The sequence below is a fragment of the Desulfoluna spongiiphila genome (assembly GCF_900101345.1).
In the GTDB taxonomy this organism is placed as follows: domain Bacteria; phylum Desulfobacterota; class Desulfobacteria; order Desulfobacterales; family Desulfolunaceae; genus Desulfoluna; species Desulfoluna spongiiphila.
On sequence record NZ_FMUX01000029.1, the window covers coordinates 45276 to 61822 of the forward strand.

General features: G+C 60.7%; 14 protein-coding genes. 11 read left to right on the forward strand and 3 right to left on the reverse strand.

Features of this window, described 5'->3' with window-relative positions:
- Positions 1-317: 317 nt before the first annotated feature.
- Positions 318-1070: an S-methyl-5'-thioadenosine phosphorylase gene (gene mtnP / locus BLQ12_RS25015; protein WP_092215411.1), complete on the reverse strand. Its 753-nt coding sequence runs from the start codon at positions 1068-1070 to the stop codon at positions 318-320.
- Positions 1071-1398: 328 nt separating this feature from the next.
- Here mtnP and mtnA point away from each other — a divergent pair, with 328 nt between their 5' ends.
- The 6 genes from mtnA to pabB all read left to right on the forward strand — a co-directional run bounded on the left by mtnA (position 1399) and on the right by pabB (position 7611).
- Positions 1399-2523, forward strand: a complete 1125-nt coding sequence (gene mtnA, locus BLQ12_RS25020; RefSeq protein ID WP_092215412.1) for an S-methyl-5-thioribose-1-phosphate isomerase — start codon at positions 1399-1401, stop codon at positions 2521-2523.
- Positions 2514-3008 carry a siroheme decarboxylase subunit beta gene (gene ahbB / locus BLQ12_RS25025; protein WP_092215414.1) on the forward strand — a complete coding sequence of 165 codons (495 nt, stop codon included), beginning with the start codon at positions 2514-2516 and terminating at the stop codon, positions 3006-3008. Before mtnA ends, ahbB begins: the two co-directional genes overlap by 10 nt.
- A gap of 170 nt (positions 3009-3178) precedes the next feature.
- A complete protein-coding gene (locus tag BLQ12_RS25030; RefSeq protein ID WP_092215418.1) occupies positions 3179-4015 on the forward strand; it encodes a protein phosphatase 2C domain-containing protein in 837 nt (278 codons plus the stop codon).
- Positions 4016-4030: 15 nt separating this feature from the next.
- Positions 4031-4717, forward strand: coding sequence for an FHA domain-containing protein (locus BLQ12_RS25035; protein ID WP_092215420.1), 687 nt, complete (start codon positions 4031-4033; stop codon positions 4715-4717).
- 7 nt (positions 4718-4724) lie between these two features.
- Positions 4725-5318, forward strand: a complete 594-nt coding sequence (locus BLQ12_RS25040; protein ID WP_092215422.1) for an anthranilate synthase component II — start codon at positions 4725-4727, stop codon at positions 5316-5318.
- Positions 5311-7611 carry an aminodeoxychorismate synthase component I gene (gene pabB / locus BLQ12_RS25045; RefSeq protein ID WP_092215424.1) on the forward strand — a complete coding sequence of 767 codons (2301 nt, stop codon included), beginning with the start codon at positions 5311-5313 and terminating at the stop codon, positions 7609-7611. Before BLQ12_RS25040 ends, pabB begins: the two co-directional genes overlap by 8 nt.
- 90 nt (positions 7612-7701) lie before the next feature.
- On the opposite strand, the gene BLQ12_RS25050 is transcribed toward pabB, so the two are convergent.
- Positions 7702-8322: a TetR/AcrR family transcriptional regulator gene (locus tag BLQ12_RS25050; protein ID WP_092215426.1), complete on the reverse strand. Its 621-nt coding sequence runs from the start codon at positions 8320-8322 to the stop codon at positions 7702-7704.
- A gap of 517 nt (positions 8323-8839) precedes the next feature.
- On the opposite strand from BLQ12_RS25050, the gene yhbY reads away from it, so the two are divergent.
- A complete protein-coding gene (yhbY, locus tag BLQ12_RS25055) occupies positions 8840-9169 on the forward strand; it encodes a ribosome assembly RNA-binding protein YhbY (RefSeq protein WP_139164110.1) in 330 nt (109 codons plus the stop codon).
- Positions 9170-9496: 327 nt separating this feature from the next.
- Here yhbY and BLQ12_RS25060 read toward each other — a convergent pair whose 3' ends face one another.
- Positions 9497-9916 (reverse strand): hypothetical protein, encoded by a 420-nt coding sequence (locus BLQ12_RS25060; protein ID WP_092215429.1) that lies wholly within the window; start codon positions 9914-9916, stop codon positions 9497-9499.
- A gap of 327 nt (positions 9917-10243) precedes the next feature.
- Between BLQ12_RS25060 and BLQ12_RS25065 the strand changes: the two genes are divergently transcribed.
- The 4 genes from BLQ12_RS25065 to BLQ12_RS25080 all read left to right on the forward strand — a co-directional run bounded on the left by BLQ12_RS25065 (position 10244) and on the right by BLQ12_RS25080 (position 16039).
- A complete protein-coding gene (locus BLQ12_RS25065) occupies positions 10244-13723 on the forward strand; it encodes a hypothetical protein (protein ID WP_092215431.1) in 3480 nt (1159 codons plus the stop codon).
- A gap of 362 nt (positions 13724-14085) precedes the next feature.
- Positions 14086-14766 (forward strand): tRNA (guanosine(18)-2'-O)-methyltransferase TrmH, encoded by a 681-nt coding sequence (gene trmH / locus BLQ12_RS25070; protein WP_092215432.1) that lies wholly within the window; start codon positions 14086-14088, stop codon positions 14764-14766.
- An 18-nt stretch (positions 14767-14784) separates the two neighbouring features.
- Complete coding sequence (gene thpR, locus BLQ12_RS25075) at positions 14785-15378, forward strand: RNA 2',3'-cyclic phosphodiesterase (protein WP_092215433.1); 594 nt, start codon at positions 14785-14787, stop codon at positions 15376-15378.
- 16 nt (positions 15379-15394) lie between these two features.
- Positions 15395-16039, forward strand: coding sequence for a lactate utilization protein (locus BLQ12_RS25080; RefSeq protein WP_092215435.1), 645 nt, complete (start codon positions 15395-15397; stop codon positions 16037-16039).
- The last annotated feature ends 508 nt before the right edge of the window (positions 16040-16547 follow it).

Below are 16547 nucleotides of genomic sequence, written 5' to 3' on the forward strand. Positions count from 1 at the left end.
TTATTGCGTGTGTTTAAAAAATGACCCACCGGGGGCGGGTTGAATCGGTGTCATTTTGTAGCTATTCAGCGTATGCCTCCGGCGGCCCTGCCGGGGGCTAAGTTTTTAAAATGTTTAATAAACAGGTTTTAAAAACAGATTCGATTTAATCCGAATCAATAGCGAATGTGATTTTCCCTGAGGAACGAAGGGGAAAGCGCATTCGCAAATGCTTTCGAGGTGGCACACCTCGCCGCCGGAGGCATTGCTTTTGTTTTTTTATGAGCCCCCTTGACCCTGTTATCTTTACCCTTAGAGGGCTGCTTTTATTTCGATTTTTATGCTTCGCCGATCCTGGGGACGGCCTTGGTGAGCAGTCCTTTGACCCGGTCGGTGTTTTTGTGGAAGACCTCGAGAATTTCTTCCCAGGAGACGGGGGCCTCGTCTTCTTTCCAGCAGTCGTAGTCGGTGCTCATGGCCACGGCGGCGTAGGGGATGCCTGCCTCGTTGGCCAGGGCCGCTTCCGTTGCCACGCTCATGTTGATGACGTCGGCACCCCAGGCGCGGAACATTCGGGATTCGGCGCGGGTGGAGAAGCGGGGACCTTCGATGGTCACCACGGTTCCTTTTTCGTGGGTGTGGTTTCCGTGGGTCATGCTGGTTTCGTAGAGCACCTTGCGGAGATGGGCGTCAAAGGGGGTGGCCATGCCGGTGTGGACGGCGCCCCCGGAGAAGTCCTCGTGGAAGGTGTTGGTCCGCTTGCGGGTGAAGTCGATGAACTGGTCGAGGATGACGAAGTGGCCCCGGTCGATCTCTTCGCGCAGGCTGCCGCAGGCCGTGGTGGCCACGATGTGGGTGGCGCCCAGCTCTTTCAAGGCGTGGATGTTGGCCCGGTAGTTCACCTGGCTGGGGCTGTACTGGTGCCTCCGGCCGTGGCGGGCCAGGAGCAGGACCCGTTGGCCGTCGATGACGCCCCGGGTAATGGGGGATGAGGGCGCGCCGAAGGGGGTGGTGAGGGTGACCTCTTCGGCCTGTTGCAGGATGTTCGGATCGTCGAGTCCCGATCCGCCGATGATACCCACCTGAATCATGTGCATCTCCTTGGGAATGTCTGTGGCCCCATGCCGTACTATGGGGTCAGGCCACAGAAAAAAAACGTGCGCAACCGATCCCATGGCATGGTGCCTTGAGGTATTTTTAAGCGGGCCGGTTGCCGTTTTTCCCGGCACCGGAAGGCAAACGCCGGTGGTGTTCCGGTGTCCCGGATTCCCTTGAAAACCGCCGGATACCGCTATACGAGGCCCTTGAATTATGGTAATAAGGCTTATACGTTAATACGTGATATGAGACAATATTTTTGTTCCGGCCCCCTTGCTCACCCCGTCAACGGGGGGAGCCCACGATAGATATGAGGTCCCTATGAAGGTAGACGGCAAAGAGATGCGCCCCATCTGGCTAAGCAGCGACAACCCTTTGGAAGTCCATGTGATCGATCAGCGTATGCTCCCCCACGAGCTGGTGATCGCCCCCTTAAAGGACGTGGATGACACCATCCACGCCATCCGGGAGATGTTTGTGCGGGGGGCTCCCCTCATCGGTGCCACCGGTGCCTGGGGTGTCTACCTCGCCTGCATCAACGCACCCGGGGGGCAGGTGACCGATGCCTGGGTGGAGACCGAGGCAAAGCGCCTCAAGGCTTCCCGCCCCACGGCGGTGAACCTGGCCTGGGCAGTGGACCGGATGACGGCACGGATCGCGGCCGTGGACGGTGACGGCCCTCGGGTTCGCGCGGCCCGGGAAGAGGCGGCTGCCATCACCGATGAGGAGGCGGAGAACTGCCGGCTCATCGGGGAGTTTGGCGTTGCCCTCATCGAAGAGATCAGCCGGAAGAAAAAGGGAGAGACCGTCAACATTCTTACCCACTGCAACGCCGGGTGGCTGGCCTGTGTGGAGTACGGTACGGCAACGGCTCCCATCTACGAGGCCTACAACAGGGGCATCGATGTCCACGTCTGGGTGGACGAGACCCGGCCCTTGAACCAGGGCGCCCGCCTGACGGCCTGGGAGCTGGGCAAACACGGGGTGAAACACACCGTCATCGCCGACAATGCCGGGGGGCACCTCATGCAGCACGGCATGGTGGATCTGGTCATCACCGGTACCGACCGCACCACCTGGACCGGGGACGTGGCCAATAAGATCGGGACCTACCTCAAGGCCCTTGCCGCCCAGGACAACAACATTCCCTTCTGGGTGGCCCTTCCCTCCTCCACCTTTGACTGGGAGATGGACGACGGGGTCAGGGAGATTCCCATTGAGGTGCGCAACCCCGATGAGATCCGCTACATTCAGGGAAAGGTGGACGGAAAACTCGTGCAGGTGCTGGTCCCGCCGGCCGGGTCTGCCTGCGAGAACCACGCCTTTGACGTCACCCCGGCTCGCCTGGTGACCGGCTTTATCACGGAACGAGGCCTGTGTGAGGCCAGTGGGGACGGGGTTCTGGGCCTCTTTCCCGAGAAGGGAAAGGAGGCGTCATGCCGTTAAGCGATCAGGAAAAACAGGTGATTTCCGCCATCCAGGGAGATATCCCGGTGTGCGAGAACCCTTATCAGGTGCTGGCCCAGGGGCTGGACATGACCGAAGAGGACTTTCTTACCGTTTTAAACAGGTTGCACGACAAGGGCCTGATCCGTCGGTTCGGGGCCACCCTGCGCCACCAGAAGTCGGGGTTCACCGCCAACGCCATGGTGGCCTGGCAGGTGGAGGAGGCCCGTGTGGAGGAGGTGGGGAGCACCATGGCTTCTTACAAAGAGGTGTCCCACTGCTATCGGCGGAACCCTGCCGAGGCGTGGCCGTACAATCTCTACACCATGATCCATGCCACCAGCCGCGACGCCTGTCTTGACACGGCACGCCGTATTTCCGAGGAGGCCGGGGTGTCCGTCTACCGGGTGCTTTTCAGCAAGCAGGAGCTCAAGAAGATCTCCATGACCTATTTTTCACAACCCGGGGCGTCGGTGGGCGCCTGAGGGTAGCGCGTTCACCTTGCGTGACGGCCTGTTTGGGCTTGTTTAAGGTGTTTGAACGTATTACCTTGACCCCTGTACCAAGGCCGCAGCCTTAGAAACTCTATCTATCGTAAACTTTTTGGATGCTTTGTTTTCAAGGCCCCCTTGCGTGATACCGGGGGCCCCATCGGATGCGAAAAGGCTTGATGACCATGCGCGTGGAACATGCCGCCCTTACCGACGTGGGATGCAAACGGTCCCGGAACGAAGACGCATTTTTTGTCAGCGATGCGTTGAAACTCTATGTGGTCTCCGACGGCATGGGGGGACACAGGGCCGGTGATGTGGCCAGCAGGCTGGTGGTGGAAGGCATGCAGGAGCATATCCACCGGGCGACATACCGGGAAAGCGGCCTCGGATCCCCGTCGCCGTCCGGGCTCTCCCCGGCGGCTTCGTGCCTTGTAGACGCCATCGGCCACGCCAACCGCAAGGTGTGGGATGCGGCCCGGAGCGAGGCCGCCTGTGACGGCATGGGAGCCACGGTATCGGCGGTCTGGATCTGCGGCGGTACCTTTGTGTCCGCCAACGTGGGGGACAGCCCGGTTTACTGCGTCCATGGCCAGACCATCGAGATGGTCTCCGTGCCGCACACCCTGTCGGCCGGTTCCCCGGGCGATGAAGGGGCCGGACACACCCATGTCCTGACCCGCGCCGTGGGGGTGAACGAGCAGGTGGTGGCCGATGTGTGCGAGAGTCAGTGCTATCCGGGGGATCGGTTTGTGCTCTGCTCCGACGGCTTGAGCAACCGGGTCTCTGAAGAGGAGATCCTCGATGCGGTGCGCCGTTTTTCAGCAGGGGATGCCTCGCGGTTCCTGGTGGATCTGGCCAAAGATCGGGGCGGGGACGACAACATCACCGTGGTGGTGGTGACGGTGGGGGCAAGAAGGGGTGTGGCACGATGGCTTCGCCGGGTGTTCGGGCCCCTTTTGCCCGGTATGAAAACGCGCGCGCGGCGCGGTGGGGCATGATGAAAGGATAAATCGATGCCGGTAGTTCAACTGCAGTACAAAGATCGGGTGATCAGTCGACACCGGGTAGAGCCGGGGGGGAGCCTGACCATCGGGCGTCACCCCGAGAGCGATGTGGTGATCGACAACGCCGCGGTGTCGGGGAAACACGCCAAAATCGACGGCCTGGAAGGCGGGTATTTTATTACCGACCTCAAAAGCACCAACGGGACGTTTTTAAACAGCATCATGATCACCACCGGTCAGTTGAAACATGGCGACAGCGTCGTCATCGGGCGTCACCGGTTGATTTTCGGATATGCCAAGGGGGAAGCCCGGCCGGAAAAAGAGCAGGCCCCCCTGGACAAGACCGTGGTGATGGACGCCGGCAGGCACAGGGCATCGGTGCCGTCGGCGGATGTGAACGCCTACCTCTCCGTGCTGAAGGGCGGAAACGGTGAAATTCCCCTGACCAAAAAGGTGACGAAGGTCGGCAAAGACCCTGTCTGCGATATCGTGGTGTCGGGCTTTGGGGTGGGCAAGGTCTCCTTTACCATCAGCAAAATGCCCAAGGGCTTTCAGGTGAATTACATCAGCGGGTTCAAACGCCCGCGCGTCAACGGGGAACCTTTGAAGACGTCCCTGAAGCTCCGGGAATTCGACACCGTGGATATCGGGGCGATGCGCATCCAATTTGTCTACCGTGAATCCCTTTTTATGTGAGGTGGACGTGGCCACACTGCTTGTTATCGACAACTACGACTCCTTTACCTACAACCTGGTTCAGATGTTCAAAGGCGTTCCCGGGCTCACCACCAAGGTGTTCCGAAGCGATGCCATCTCCCTTCGCCAGGCCGAGGTGCTGTCTCCTGACTACATCCTCATCAGTCCGGGTCCCAAATCCCCAGCCCATGCCGGGATCTCCATTCCCATGATCCGTGCTTTTTACACGCGGGTGCCGATCCTGGGGGTCTGCCTCGGCATGCAGTCCATCAATGAAGCCTTCGGCGGGAAAACCGTCAGGGCCCCGGTGCCGGTGCACGGCAAGCAGAGCCCCGTGGCCCATACCGGCACCGGGGTGTTTCAGGGGGTGCCCTCCCCGGTGCGTGTGGCGCGGTACCACTCCCTCATGGTGGACATGGCCGACGAGGCTCCCCTGGAGATGACGGCCCACTCCGAAGACGGGGTCATCATGGGCCTTGCCCACCGGGACCACCCGTTGTGGGGGGTGCAGTTCCACCCGGAGAGCTTCATGACAGACCACGGCCGGACCATGGTCGCCAATTTTCTCAATCTCGGCCCTTTGAACAGGGGCAATGCGTAGCCACTCAATCTATGGCGTCGGTGCGAACCCGGCGGAGCAGCAGGGAGGCCCCAAGGTGTTGGACAGGCTTTTTAATTCATGGCCGGACGGCCTGGTGGTAAAGCGCAGAGCGCTGACGTTGAAGGAATCCTTTGAAGACCTTGCCTCACGGTTTGCAAGGGACGAGGGCACCGTGGTGCTGCTCAGCGGAGGGGAACTCGATTCCGCCCGGTACCATATGCTGGCCACCATGCCCTGGCTGACCCTCTCGGGGTACGGCCAGGCCATGACCCTTTCCGCCGGGGGGCGACAGGAGCGGTTCACCGCGGATCCCTTCGATGCGCTGCGGGCCCTTTCCAGGCGGTTTGCCCTGGAGGGAGGCCAGGGATGGGGGCCGGTGGCTTCGGGCCTCTTCGGCTACCTTGCCTACGATCTGAAAGACGCCGTTGAAAAACTTCCCCGCACCACCCTGGACCGCCGGAAGCTCCCCCAGCTCTGGTTTACCGCCCCAAGGGCCCTGGTGGTCAAGGACCGCCGCACCGGGGAGGTCTCCCTCTGGGTGACAGGGGAATCAGAGGCCGCACTCCACCGCACCGAGCAGGCCTTCACCGAGCGACTGGCTGGGCCCTTGCCCGCCCCGGGACGTTTCGGCGGGGACGGTGGCTTTGTGTCCAACTTTGACATGCCCGGTTACATGGCCGCCATCGAGCGGGTCAAGGAGTACATCCGCGCCGGAGACATCTACCAGGTGAACATGTCCCAGCGCTTTGAAGGGGGCTTTTCCGGGGATCCCTACGCCCTGTTTACCGAGCTTTTTGCCGCCAACCCCGCCCCTTTTTTCGCCTATGTCCAGGCCGGTTCCCACCAGATCGTCTCCACCTCCCCGGAGCGTTTCCTCAAGCTGGATCACCGATCCGTGGAGGCTCGTCCCATCAAGGGGACCCGCCCCAGGGGCAAGACCCCCCATGAGGACGATGCCCTGCGGCATGAGCTGGAAACGAGCCCCAAGGACGATGCCGAACTCTCCATGATCGTGGACCTGATGCGAAACGATATCGGGAAGGTGTGCCGGGCGGGGAGTGTTGCCGTGACCCAGCACAAAGGGGTGGAAGCCTACAAAAACGTGTTTCACCTCGTCTCCATTGTGGAAGGGCAGCTCGATGATGCCGCCGATGGCGTGGACCTGCTTCGGGCCACCTTTCCCGGGGGCTCCATTACGGGCTGCCCCAAGATCCGGTCCATGGAGATCATCGATGAGCTGGAGACCGACCGCCGCCATATCTATACAGGGTCCATCGGGTACGTCAGCTTCCACGACACCATGGATCTTTCCATCGCCATCCGGACCGCAACGGTTTCCGACGGTCGGGTGACCTTCTCCGTGGGCGGCGGCGTGGTCTACGACTCCGATCCCGAGGCGGAGTATCATGAGACCCTCCACAAAGGAGAGACCCTCATGAACGCCTTTACCGGCAGCCCCTCGGCCAGGGGCCCGGAGGAGAGGGTCTGGCTGGACGGCCGCCTGGCACCGGCAACGGCTGCGGGGCTTCCCGTCATGAGCCGGGCCGTTCAGTACGGAGCCGGGGTGTTTGAGACCCTGCGGGTGGAAAAGGGGCAGGCCCCGTTTCTCGCCCGTCACCTGGCGCGCCTCAATAAAAGCTGGTCCGGGCTCTTTGGCGGGGCCCTGCCCGATTTGACCTGGGAACCCATTATCTCTCGGGTTGTGGAGGCCAACGGGCTTGCCGACCGCACCGCGGCGGTGAAGATCATGGTGGGGGAGGGGCGGGGTGAGGGCCTTGCCTTCGGCGGCCACGTGGCCGTCACCGCCCGGCCGTACACCCATCGCCTGAAGGTGCTGGACAAGCCGGGGCTCAGCCTGGTCTCTTTTCCCTCACCCCGGACGTCGGCACTGGCCGATCACAAGAGCTTCAATTACCTCCTGAGCCTCAAGGCCCTGGCCTATGCCGGAGAGATGGGGGCTGATGAATCCCTGTTGATGAACGGAGATAAAACGGTCTCGGAGCTGGCCACGGCCAACCTGCTGGCCCTCTCCGGGGACCGGGTGATCCTTCCCGCATCGCCCCATGTGCTCCCGGGGGTGATGCAGTCCCTGGTGCTCCCCGTGCTGGAGTCCTGGGGGTACACGGTGGCCCGTGAGCCCCTGGGCGTAGCCGATCTGCTTGCCATGGACGGGGTGATGGCCACCAACGCCCTCATGGGGGCGGTGCCGGTTTTGGAGGTGGATGGAAAGGCTATCAAGGGGATGGTGACAGGCCTGTGCGCAGACCTTAACGCGGAGTTGGGGATTCGGTAACGGCCGTCGCCCAACAAAAAAGCAGGCCTTACGGCCTGCTTGGTTTGCGTGGCGGGGTGCCGCGGGGCTGGGCCCATGGCCCAGGGGCGGCTAATCTTCGACGCTGGCGGCGCGAAGCATTTTGCAGAGAAGGGCGGAAAGTCGGTTGACGTGCTTTTCGATCTCTTCACGGGTCCTGCCGGGGTAGTTCCTGAAGGTCATCAGGATGCCGTTGAGGGAGGCGTAGAAGGCGTGGGCGTGAATACGGTCGGCACAGGCAATGCCGTTTCGCTGCAGCACCTTCTCAAACTTGTTCAGCATGGCGCGCTGGACGCCGTTGTACTTGCGGAGCAGGTCCGGGGTCATGGATCCCTTGATCATGAGGTAGCTCATCATCTGGAAGGTCGGCTCTCGGTCGATCAGGTACCTGATCAGCGATTCCGAGAAATTTTCCAGGGTCAGCTCCTCGTTTGATTCCAAAAGATTCCCGAGCCATTTTTCCATCTCCCGGAGGTCCTTGATGAAGGCCTCCACAAAGAGATCTTCCCTGCTGGGGAAATACCGGTACATCGATGCGGGGGAGACGCCGACAGCGGCTGCAATGTCCCTGACGCCGATCTCATCGAAGGGTTTCTTGCCGAAAAGTTCCAGGGTGGCTTCAATGAGAATCTCTCGTCGAGCCTCCCGCTCTCCTTCTTTCAGCTTGAGAAACTTTGATTTATTGTCCATCATGTCCAAGAATCCTGATTGTTGCGTTTAAACTTCCCTTACCCGCATGCAAGTGGTCACTTCCATCGTGCGCAAAAATATCCATAGAGGAAGGTACAGCTCCGAATTGTGACGGATTGATCCAACTTGTGTGGAAGGGGCTTTGATAAAACCTCTAGTGACAGATATCGCTGTTTGGAAGGGTTCGAGCTGAGCTGAGCTGTGTATGGCTTCCAGAAATGAAAACGATATACCGTAAAGTTAACACCAGTATACCAGACGAAATGTGACTTATCAAGGAGAATTGACAGGGTTGTCTTGCCATGGAAGACGGGCAAATGTATGATGCGGGATTCGGATGTTTCCCCCTTATCGGGGCCGGGCCCGTGCCTCACGAACGGGGCCTCGGACACATGGATAGACAACAGAGAAGGCCGGTTCTTTCGTAGAAGCGGTCGGTACCCCAAAGATGCGCCGTGGCGCACAAGCCGGCGAGGCGCCGGAACCATATGGCCCAAAGGGCCCGGGAGAAACAGATAAAGTGGAAGAGCTTCAGGGATTTCAGAGAAAATATTTACGGGGCCTGGCCCATGGCATCAAGCCCGTTGTTTTTGTAGGTCAAAAAGGGGTGACGGATGCCGTGATCCTCTCCATGGAGGAGGCGTTGAACGCCCATGAGCTGATCAAGGTCAAGTTCATTGATTTCAAGGAGAAGGAGTCCAAGCAGGTCCTCTCCGAAGAGCTCAAGGATCGCACGGACAGCTGCCTGGCAGGGACCATCGGCCACATGTCGATTTTTTACCGTCCCCACAAAGACCCGAAAAAAAGGCAGATCACGGTGCCCAAAACACGGAAGGATATTCCCGCCTAACCGTGGGTGGCAGGGCTGTCTTTTATTGATTGAAAATAGATGAAAAAAGGCGAGGGGCCGGCAAGGCCCCTCGCCTTTTTTTTGTTTGATTGTAACTGTTCAGTTAAAAAAAAACAGCCTCCGGCGGCAAGGTGTGCCACCTTGAAAGCAGGTTGCGGATGCGTTTTGCCCCTCGTTCCTCGGGTCAAATCACATCCGCCTTTAAAATAAAATTCACTCAAGAAGATTTTTAAAACCTGTTTGTTAAACTCATCTTTATAAAATCGGGTAAACGGTTAGCCCCCGGCAGGGCCACCGGAGGCATAAGCTGAATAGTTACACCTGATTTTAAGATGCGTTGGCACAGGCTTCGTCAAAGCGGGCTTTGAGGTAGGCTACCTTGTCCGCATCGAACTCATCCATGTCAAAGCAGTAGCCGTCGCTTCCCTTCAAGCCGTCGGGGATGAGGTCCCCCTCTTCGTCCGGGTCGGTGATCATGTCCCCGTAAAAACAGACGGAGAGCCATCGCTCGTCGGGGTCGTCGTCAATGACATCCACCATGACGAACAGGTCCCGCTCGGTCTGGGCCGCGTGGCATGCCCTGAGGGAGTAGCTGACGCCGGGGCGGCTGTGGAAATCCAGGGTGACCCCCTCTTTGGCGTCGAGGTAGTCCTTGAGGCTGAGGAAGGCTTCTTTCATGCGTGTGTCCGTCTCGGTCCAGCTTGTGGTGAAGGCGTTTACGGCATCCAGGATGGTTGAGTCGGTCATGGTCGGGCTCCTTGCAGTGTATAGGGGCTGAGAAAAAATAAATGATGCAACCACGCCCTGCGGCACCGTGCCGAAAAGGTATCTGGCCCGGGCTGTCTATGTGCATCTTTACCTTTTACCCGAGCCCTGGGGTGATCGGCGCTGTGGGTTCAGGCCGGTGGGTTTCCGGGTACTTTGTATGTAACTGGGGAGTATAAAAGATGGCTCGCCGCAGTGTCAAGGCGGGTGTTTATTGGTCGTTGATGTCTCGGGATTTCCGGTGTATATGGGGTAACCGACGGGAAGAAGCGGCAATACGGCGTGGATGTTCTACAGGGAGGCAAGGCCATGGGGTGCAGGGTGCTTGAGGAAGCCGGATACACGGAAAACCTTTACTGGGCGTTTCAGGCCTTTGCCCGGCATGAGATGTGGCATGGGCAGTGGGCCGATATGGGGGCCCTGGTGCGCATGGCCGCAGACGCTCCCGCCGTGGTGACGGCACTGAAAAAAAGGCTTGCCCACGGGGATGTCTCTCCCCGGTCCGTTTCTCCTGTGCAGACCCCTTCCGGCATGGGGTGCCGTATCGATCCCATGGATCAGGTGCTCTGGATTGCCATGGTCCAGGCCATGGGGCCAACGGTGGAGGCGCTGATGCCCCTGTGGAGCTACGGCAGCCGCCTGCACCGGTCCGAGTGGATCGACAGGCGAGGGGGCATGGCCCGGTACCGAGAGGGGTGGCACCGACGGTCCCCGGCTTGTCTCTATCGCCACCCCACCCGGGTCTGGCCAGCGTATCGTCGTCATATCCTCCAGGCCACCCGGGCCATGACGGGCCTTCAGAGTGAGCTGGACATTCCCGGTTTTTTCCGGGGAGACGAAGGGCGCATCCTTCTGGATGAATCCACGCCTTACCTCACCGGATCGTCGGGAGAGGGCCCGGTGAGGCGCCTCTACTGGGCCAGCTTTGTCCTGGATACCACGGGGGTGGACCCTGTGGCCGCCACCCTGCGGGGATTCTCATCCGTTTCAGGGGAGATCGGAGAAGAGGCGGTTACGGCCATCACACAGATGCTCTCCTTCGGCCCCCACGGGGTGCCCGACGAGCTTGCCGTCTCCGGGTTTCTCAATAACGTCCGCATGCTGCCGGCAGATCGCGCCGTGGCATCCTCCCTTGAGGCCGAAGGCATGACCGGGGCCGTGGCCCATTTCCGCCATGACGCGGAGCACGTGATCATTGCCCGGGACCCCCACCGCCTGGCCCGCTGGATCGATCTTTATGAAAGCCTGCTGGCCGGAGCAGGCCTCGGGACAATCCACCGGGAGACCTTGTTGCCAAAAGGCCTGGGGGCGAAGGGGGCAGCCTCCGACCACGGGGTGCGGCTGGATGCCATCAACCCACTGCCCGAGGTGACCCGACCCGTCGAGGCCATGGCCTCCATCCACACCACCGATTACACCCTCCTTGACCGCGCGGGAAAACGCGAGCACATCGCCCGCCTGGAAACCCTTCTCCTGGATCCCTTTGCCGGCACCGGAATTTCCGAGCGCCTGCGCATCGATTTTGCCTCGGCCCTTCTCTCCCGCCGGGCGGCGGATGCCTCGGAGCCCGATCATTCGGTGGTCTGTTCCCTGGAGCGGGGGGGCGGCGAGGCCTCCCAGGGCGAGGCGGGGCGCCTTCTCTACCGGCAACGCATGGCCTCGGTGCGCCAGAGGCAGCGGAGCCTGCTGGTCCTTCTGGAGGCGGCAGAGCGCAACCCCGGGGTGCCGGCCCTCTGGAGCCGGGCCCTGGGCCACATGCGTCGCAGCGGGTTCACCACCCTGGCTCCGCTGCTGGACCGACTTCCCCAGGATCAAAGCCACGGCCCCTATCTTGTCGCCCTGCTTCTGGGGCGCATGGCCCGCGAGGTGGGAATCTGCATGCGGGTTCTTTTGGATACCCGTCGCCTGGATGCAGAAAGGGCCGAGGCTCGAGGCTTTCTTGAGGCCGTGGCCCGGGAAGGCCTGGGCTTTGGGAATCATGGCTCGTCCCTGGTGGCTTCGGCGCGACGGGCCCTTGGGGAGGCGTTGGGCGCTTCAGGGAAACTCCTGGAAGAGCGTGGCCTTGACCCGCTTCCCGCCGAGGCTCGGCCTGAGACGCCCGACCCCGAAGGCATCGCCGCGTTTCGGTTTTACATGGCCCAGCACCGCTCCGAGGAGCGAGGGCCGCTCCGGCCGGAGTGCAGGGGCGTCTCACCCGAGCCGGGGGAACTCTCGCTGGTGCACTGGGTGAGAGACCTGGCCCCGGATTCGGCCGAACGCTCCGATCCCAGGGCCTCGGAGTGGACCGCCCTTTTTATCGCACGGGAGGCGTGTCGCCGCCTCATGGACCGGGGGGCTCGCTTTCTCCGGCCCGAAGAGGTCTTTGTCCCCACGGCCTGGGCAGGGGATGATGCCGTGTCCTCCTCCTGGGAATCCTGGCGAAGGCAGGTGGCCGAGACCCTGCCGCGCATCTCCTCCGGTACTGCAGGGAACAAAGGGCTTCCCCCGGTGGAGGCACTGGAGGACAGGGCCCGGGCCTGGGGTGCCACGCGGAGCCTGGCTCTCTTGCTCCTTGGCATTCTCAGGCGTCGATTCGACCTGCCCGGGTACCTGGCCCATCCCTTCGGGCACCTGACGGATGTCCCCATGCACGGCCTTGTGGAGTCCCTCTCCATTTCATCCGGGACGCGTCGGCTCCTGCTGGGCGTGCTGGAGCCCCGGCAGCTGGAGACATTGATCCTGAGGCGGCAGGCAAACGATCCCAAAGGGGACGACGCCCGTCTGGACCCGCCGGCCTGCGGAGATCTCGAAACGTTTTTGGCGCTGGTTGAAGGGGCCATGAAAACCCTTGAATACCATCAGGCCGGGGGCCGTACCCGCCACGCCCGGCAGCTGATTCCTGTCTCCATGGTTCACCACGCCACCGCAGCCCGGGACCTTGCCCACGGCGGCTACCGGCCCACGCTGCGGGTGGGCTTCATCCAGACCACCACCGATGCCCGGGCGGCCTGGCGCAACGGGCCCCGCATGAGCCGGGCCGAGGGGGATCGCGCCTGGCACCAGATCCGGGAGGGGTTCCGCATCCTCACCCAGGCCGGACCCACCCCGTCTTTTATCATCATGCCGGAGCTGGCCCTTCCCGTGCACCGCCTGGAGAGCCTGAAACGGCTCTCCGTGCGCAGCGGGGTGGCCGCCGTCACCGGGGTGGATTATCTGGTGGACCCAGGGGCCGGGCAGGTGCGCAACCGGGCCGTGGTCACTGTGCCGAGGCACTGGCTGAGTCCCCGCCAGGCCGGGCGGTGCAGCACCTTCTGGTTCGGCAAGAGTTTTATGGCGCCCCCGGAGGCGAGCGGCATCGAAAAGAGCGGGAACACCTTTGTGCCGGACCCGGCGGTGTGGATCATCGATGCCGGGGCCTACGGGCGCATCGGGGTGTGTATCTGTTACGATTTTATGGATGTGGAACGCTACGCCATCTACCGGGGGCGGATTCACCATCTCTTTGTGCTGGCCTACAACCGGGACATCGACTCCTTCTACCACCTGGCCGATGCCCTCTCCAAAACCCTCTTCTGCAATGTGGTGATCTGCAACACGGGATTTTACGGCGGCAGCCTGGCGGTCTCTCCCTACTACGAACCCTGGCGGCGGACTCTCTATCGCCAGGAAGGAGCCAACCTGTTTTCCGTTCAGTCGGTGGGCCTGCCCGTGGCCGACCTTGCCCACGCCCAGGGCGGCGGGGTGGGGGATCCCCGACTCTTCAAGAGCCTCCCGCCGGCCTATCAGGTACCGGAGACACCGATATGTTGAGCCAGGCTTAACACATGGCCTTTTATGGTTAACGTCGGGTGAACCACAGAGGCACAGAGGGCTCAGGGAAAAAAATAAAAAGATGCCTCCGGCGGCAAGGTGTGCCACCTTGAAAGCTGGTTGCACATGCGCTTTCCCCTTCGTTCCCCAGGGAAAATCACATGTGCCTTTGATTTAGATTGGGTTGAATCGATTTTTTAAAACCTGTTTGTCAAACTTTTCAAAAGTTTGGCCCCCGGCAGGGCCGCCTGAGGCATAGGTATAAGCTGAAGCATTGCCCTTTTTTGTCTGTTGGTTAAAATGACACAGTGTGCGGGCCGTACCGGCCTGCAGTGATATGAATACGAAATGGAAGAACACGGATGACACCGGAACGTTTTGAGAAGTTAAAGGCCATCCTCACGAGCCGTCAGATGGACCTGACCGTGGTGATGGAGAATGTGCACAAGCCCCATAACCTGGCGGCGGTGGCTCGGAGCTGCGATGCGGTGGGGGTTTTTGAGACCCACGCCATCAGCGAGATGCAGGATGTGGTCCTGCGGCCAAAGGCGGCCAGCGGGAGCCGGAAGTGGGTGGGGGTCAAACGTCACGGCAGCGTGGACGAGGCCTATGCCCACTTAAGGAGCAAGGGGCTTCGCATTTTGTGTGCCCATTTTGACGAAAGGGCCGTGGACTTTCGATCCGTTGATTTTACCCAGCCCACGGCCATTGTGGTGGGCGCGGAGCTCGACGGCATCACCGAGGAGGCCGTGGAAAAGGCCGACGGGTCGGTCATCGTTCCCATGCTGGGGATGGTGAAGTCCTTGAACGTCTCCGTGGCCACGGCCCTTATTCTCTATGAAGCCCAGAGGCAGCGGTTGGCAAAGGGTATGTACGAGGAGCGCGCCATGGATGATGAGACCTATCGGACCCTGTTGTTTGAGTGGGGGTACCCCAGGCTGGTTCCTTATTATAAAAAGCAGGGGAAACCCTATCCTCCCATGGACGATGAGGGGTATCTGATCCTGGAGGAATCCAAAGGGGGAGGGTCGCCCCTTCCCTGATCGCGTGTTGGAGGACGTATGGCCGTTGAACCGATGTGTCGCCTGTTTGTGGGGATTCCCCTTGCCCATGCGGTGCAAAGGAGCCTTTCTGAGGACCAGGCAAGGCTGGCCGGGACTGTGCCCCGGCATTCGGTGCGGTGGGTGCCCGGGGCAAACCTTCACCTGACCCTGAAATTTTTGGGGGAGGTCGGGCGGGGTCGTGTGGCGCATCTGGCCCGGAGTCTTTCGGAATCCCTGGCGGGCTGGCCCGTTATGCCGGCGTCTGTGGGCGACGGGGTGGCCCTGTTTCCGGGGGCCGGACGCCCGCGGGTGGTGGCTGCCCGTGTGGAGGGCGGCGATCTTCTGGGGCAGCTTGCGAGCCGTATGGAGCGCTGGGCTTTCCATGAAGGGGTGCCCCGGGAAAAACGGAAGTTTACGCCCCATGTGACCCTGGGCCGCGTCCGAAACCCGGGCACGCCCTTGCCCGGTCTTGCCCGGGGGCGTATCATGCCCCTTGCATGGGAGATGGACCGGGTGTGCCTGTATGAAAGCCGGCTCACGCCCAAAGGGGCCGTTTACCGTGTGCGGCACACCGTGGCCCTGAAGGTGCCGGACGAACCACAAGACCCTTGACCGAAAGGAGAGAGGCATGGCCTCAGACGAAAAAACATGGCTTCTTGAGCAGCGGGCCCACCGCTGCGTGGAAAATCTGTCCAAACACCGCTTTGACGCCCACTACCTGGAAACCGGAGCGGAGGTGTCTGAAAAGGTAAAACCCTTCCTGGAGGCGGCGGATACCGTGGGCTTCGGCGGTTCCGATACCGTTCGCTCCCTAGGCCTGCACGCCCTGGCCGAAGAGATGGGAAAGACCGTCTACGATCACCACAGGCCGGATCTCTCCTATGACGAGACCCTGGCCATGAGAAAGGGCCAGCAAGGCTGCGATCTTTTTTTTACCAGCGCCAACGCCTTGAGCGAGACCGGAGAGATCATCAACGTGGACGGCATCGGCAACCGCACCAGCGCCATGGCCTTCGGCCCCTCCCGCGTGGTGGTGGTGGCGGGTATCAACAAGATCGCTTCGGGCCTCCACGGGGCCCTGCGTCGCATCCGGGAGGTGGCCGGCCCCATGCGCGCCAAGAGTTTGGGGGTCGAAACCCCCTGCGCCGTCACCGGCGTCTGTTCCGACTGCAACGCACCCATGCGCATCTGCAACATCACCACCATCCTCCACCGCAAGCCCATGCTCACCGAGGTGACCGTTTTTGTTGTGGGCGAAGAGCTGGGGTTTTAAAAACGCCTCCGGCGGCCCTGCCGGGGGCTAAACTTTTAAAAAGTTTAACAAACAGGTCTTAAGCAAGCCTTTCCGGGCTCCGCCGAAATAATTTCCACTTTTTCACATTAGAAACGTTTTTTGCGGAGCTTTATTTCAAAAAAGCGACCCGCCGAAGGCAAGCTGAATAGTTACAAAAACACTACTGTCCAAAATAGCCTCTCAAAGAATAATTTTCTTCGAGAGTCCCCTGTGATTAGTAGATGTTGTTCAATTCTTGAAAAACAGGTCCCATTATTTTGCCTGCTGTCCAACTCACGTAAATGGGAGCATTAACTGTACTGACATAGGCTCAAGTGGTAGCACATCATATGGCTGGTCTATCCAGGCCCACAAATCCCGGTGTGTAAACAGGTTCCACCTCAAAAAGGCAACCAGATTTGACAGTGACCAGCCAAACTTTGATTTTGCCTGAAGGAACTTGATGATCAACATAGCGATAAGTGCTGTCCAAATCTGTATCATCAGT

What these genes read in the sequence shown, in the direction of transcription:
- mtnP (WP_092215411.1), bottom strand. Translation starts at nt 1,070, where the DNA reads ATGATTCAGGTGGGTATCATCGGCGGATCGGGACTCGACGATCCGAAC.
- mtnA (WP_092215412.1), top strand. Translation starts at nt 1,399, where the DNA reads ATGAAGGTAGACGGCAAAGAGATGCGCCCCATCTGGCTAAGCAGCGAC.
- ahbB (WP_092215414.1), top strand. Translation starts at nt 2,514, where the DNA reads ATGCCGTTAAGCGATCAGGAAAAACAGGTGATTTCCGCCATCCAGGGA.
- BLQ12_RS25030 (WP_092215418.1), top strand. Translation starts at nt 3,179, where the DNA reads ATGCGAAAAGGCTTGATGACCATGCGCGTGGAACATGCCGCCCTTACC.
- BLQ12_RS25035 (WP_092215420.1), top strand. Translation starts at nt 4,031, where the DNA reads ATGCCGGTAGTTCAACTGCAGTACAAAGATCGGGTGATCAGTCGACAC.
- pabB (WP_092215424.1), top strand. Translation starts at nt 5,311, where the DNA reads ATGCGTAGCCACTCAATCTATGGCGTCGGTGCGAACCCGGCGGAGCAG.
- BLQ12_RS25050 (WP_092215426.1), bottom strand. Translation starts at nt 8,322, where the DNA reads ATGATGGACAATAAATCAAAGTTTCTCAAGCTGAAAGAAGGAGAGCGG.
- BLQ12_RS25060 (WP_092215429.1), bottom strand. Translation starts at nt 9,916, where the DNA reads ATGACCGACTCAACCATCCTGGATGCCGTAAACGCCTTCACCACAAGC.
- BLQ12_RS25065 (WP_092215431.1), top strand. Translation starts at nt 10,244, where the DNA reads ATGGGGTGCAGGGTGCTTGAGGAAGCCGGATACACGGAAAACCTTTAC.
- trmH (WP_092215432.1), top strand. Translation starts at nt 14,086, where the DNA reads ATGACACCGGAACGTTTTGAGAAGTTAAAGGCCATCCTCACGAGCCGT.
- thpR (WP_092215433.1), top strand. Translation starts at nt 14,785, where the DNA reads ATGGCCGTTGAACCGATGTGTCGCCTGTTTGTGGGGATTCCCCTTGCC.
- BLQ12_RS25080 (WP_092215435.1), top strand. Translation starts at nt 15,395, where the DNA reads ATGGCCTCAGACGAAAAAACATGGCTTCTTGAGCAGCGGGCCCACCGC.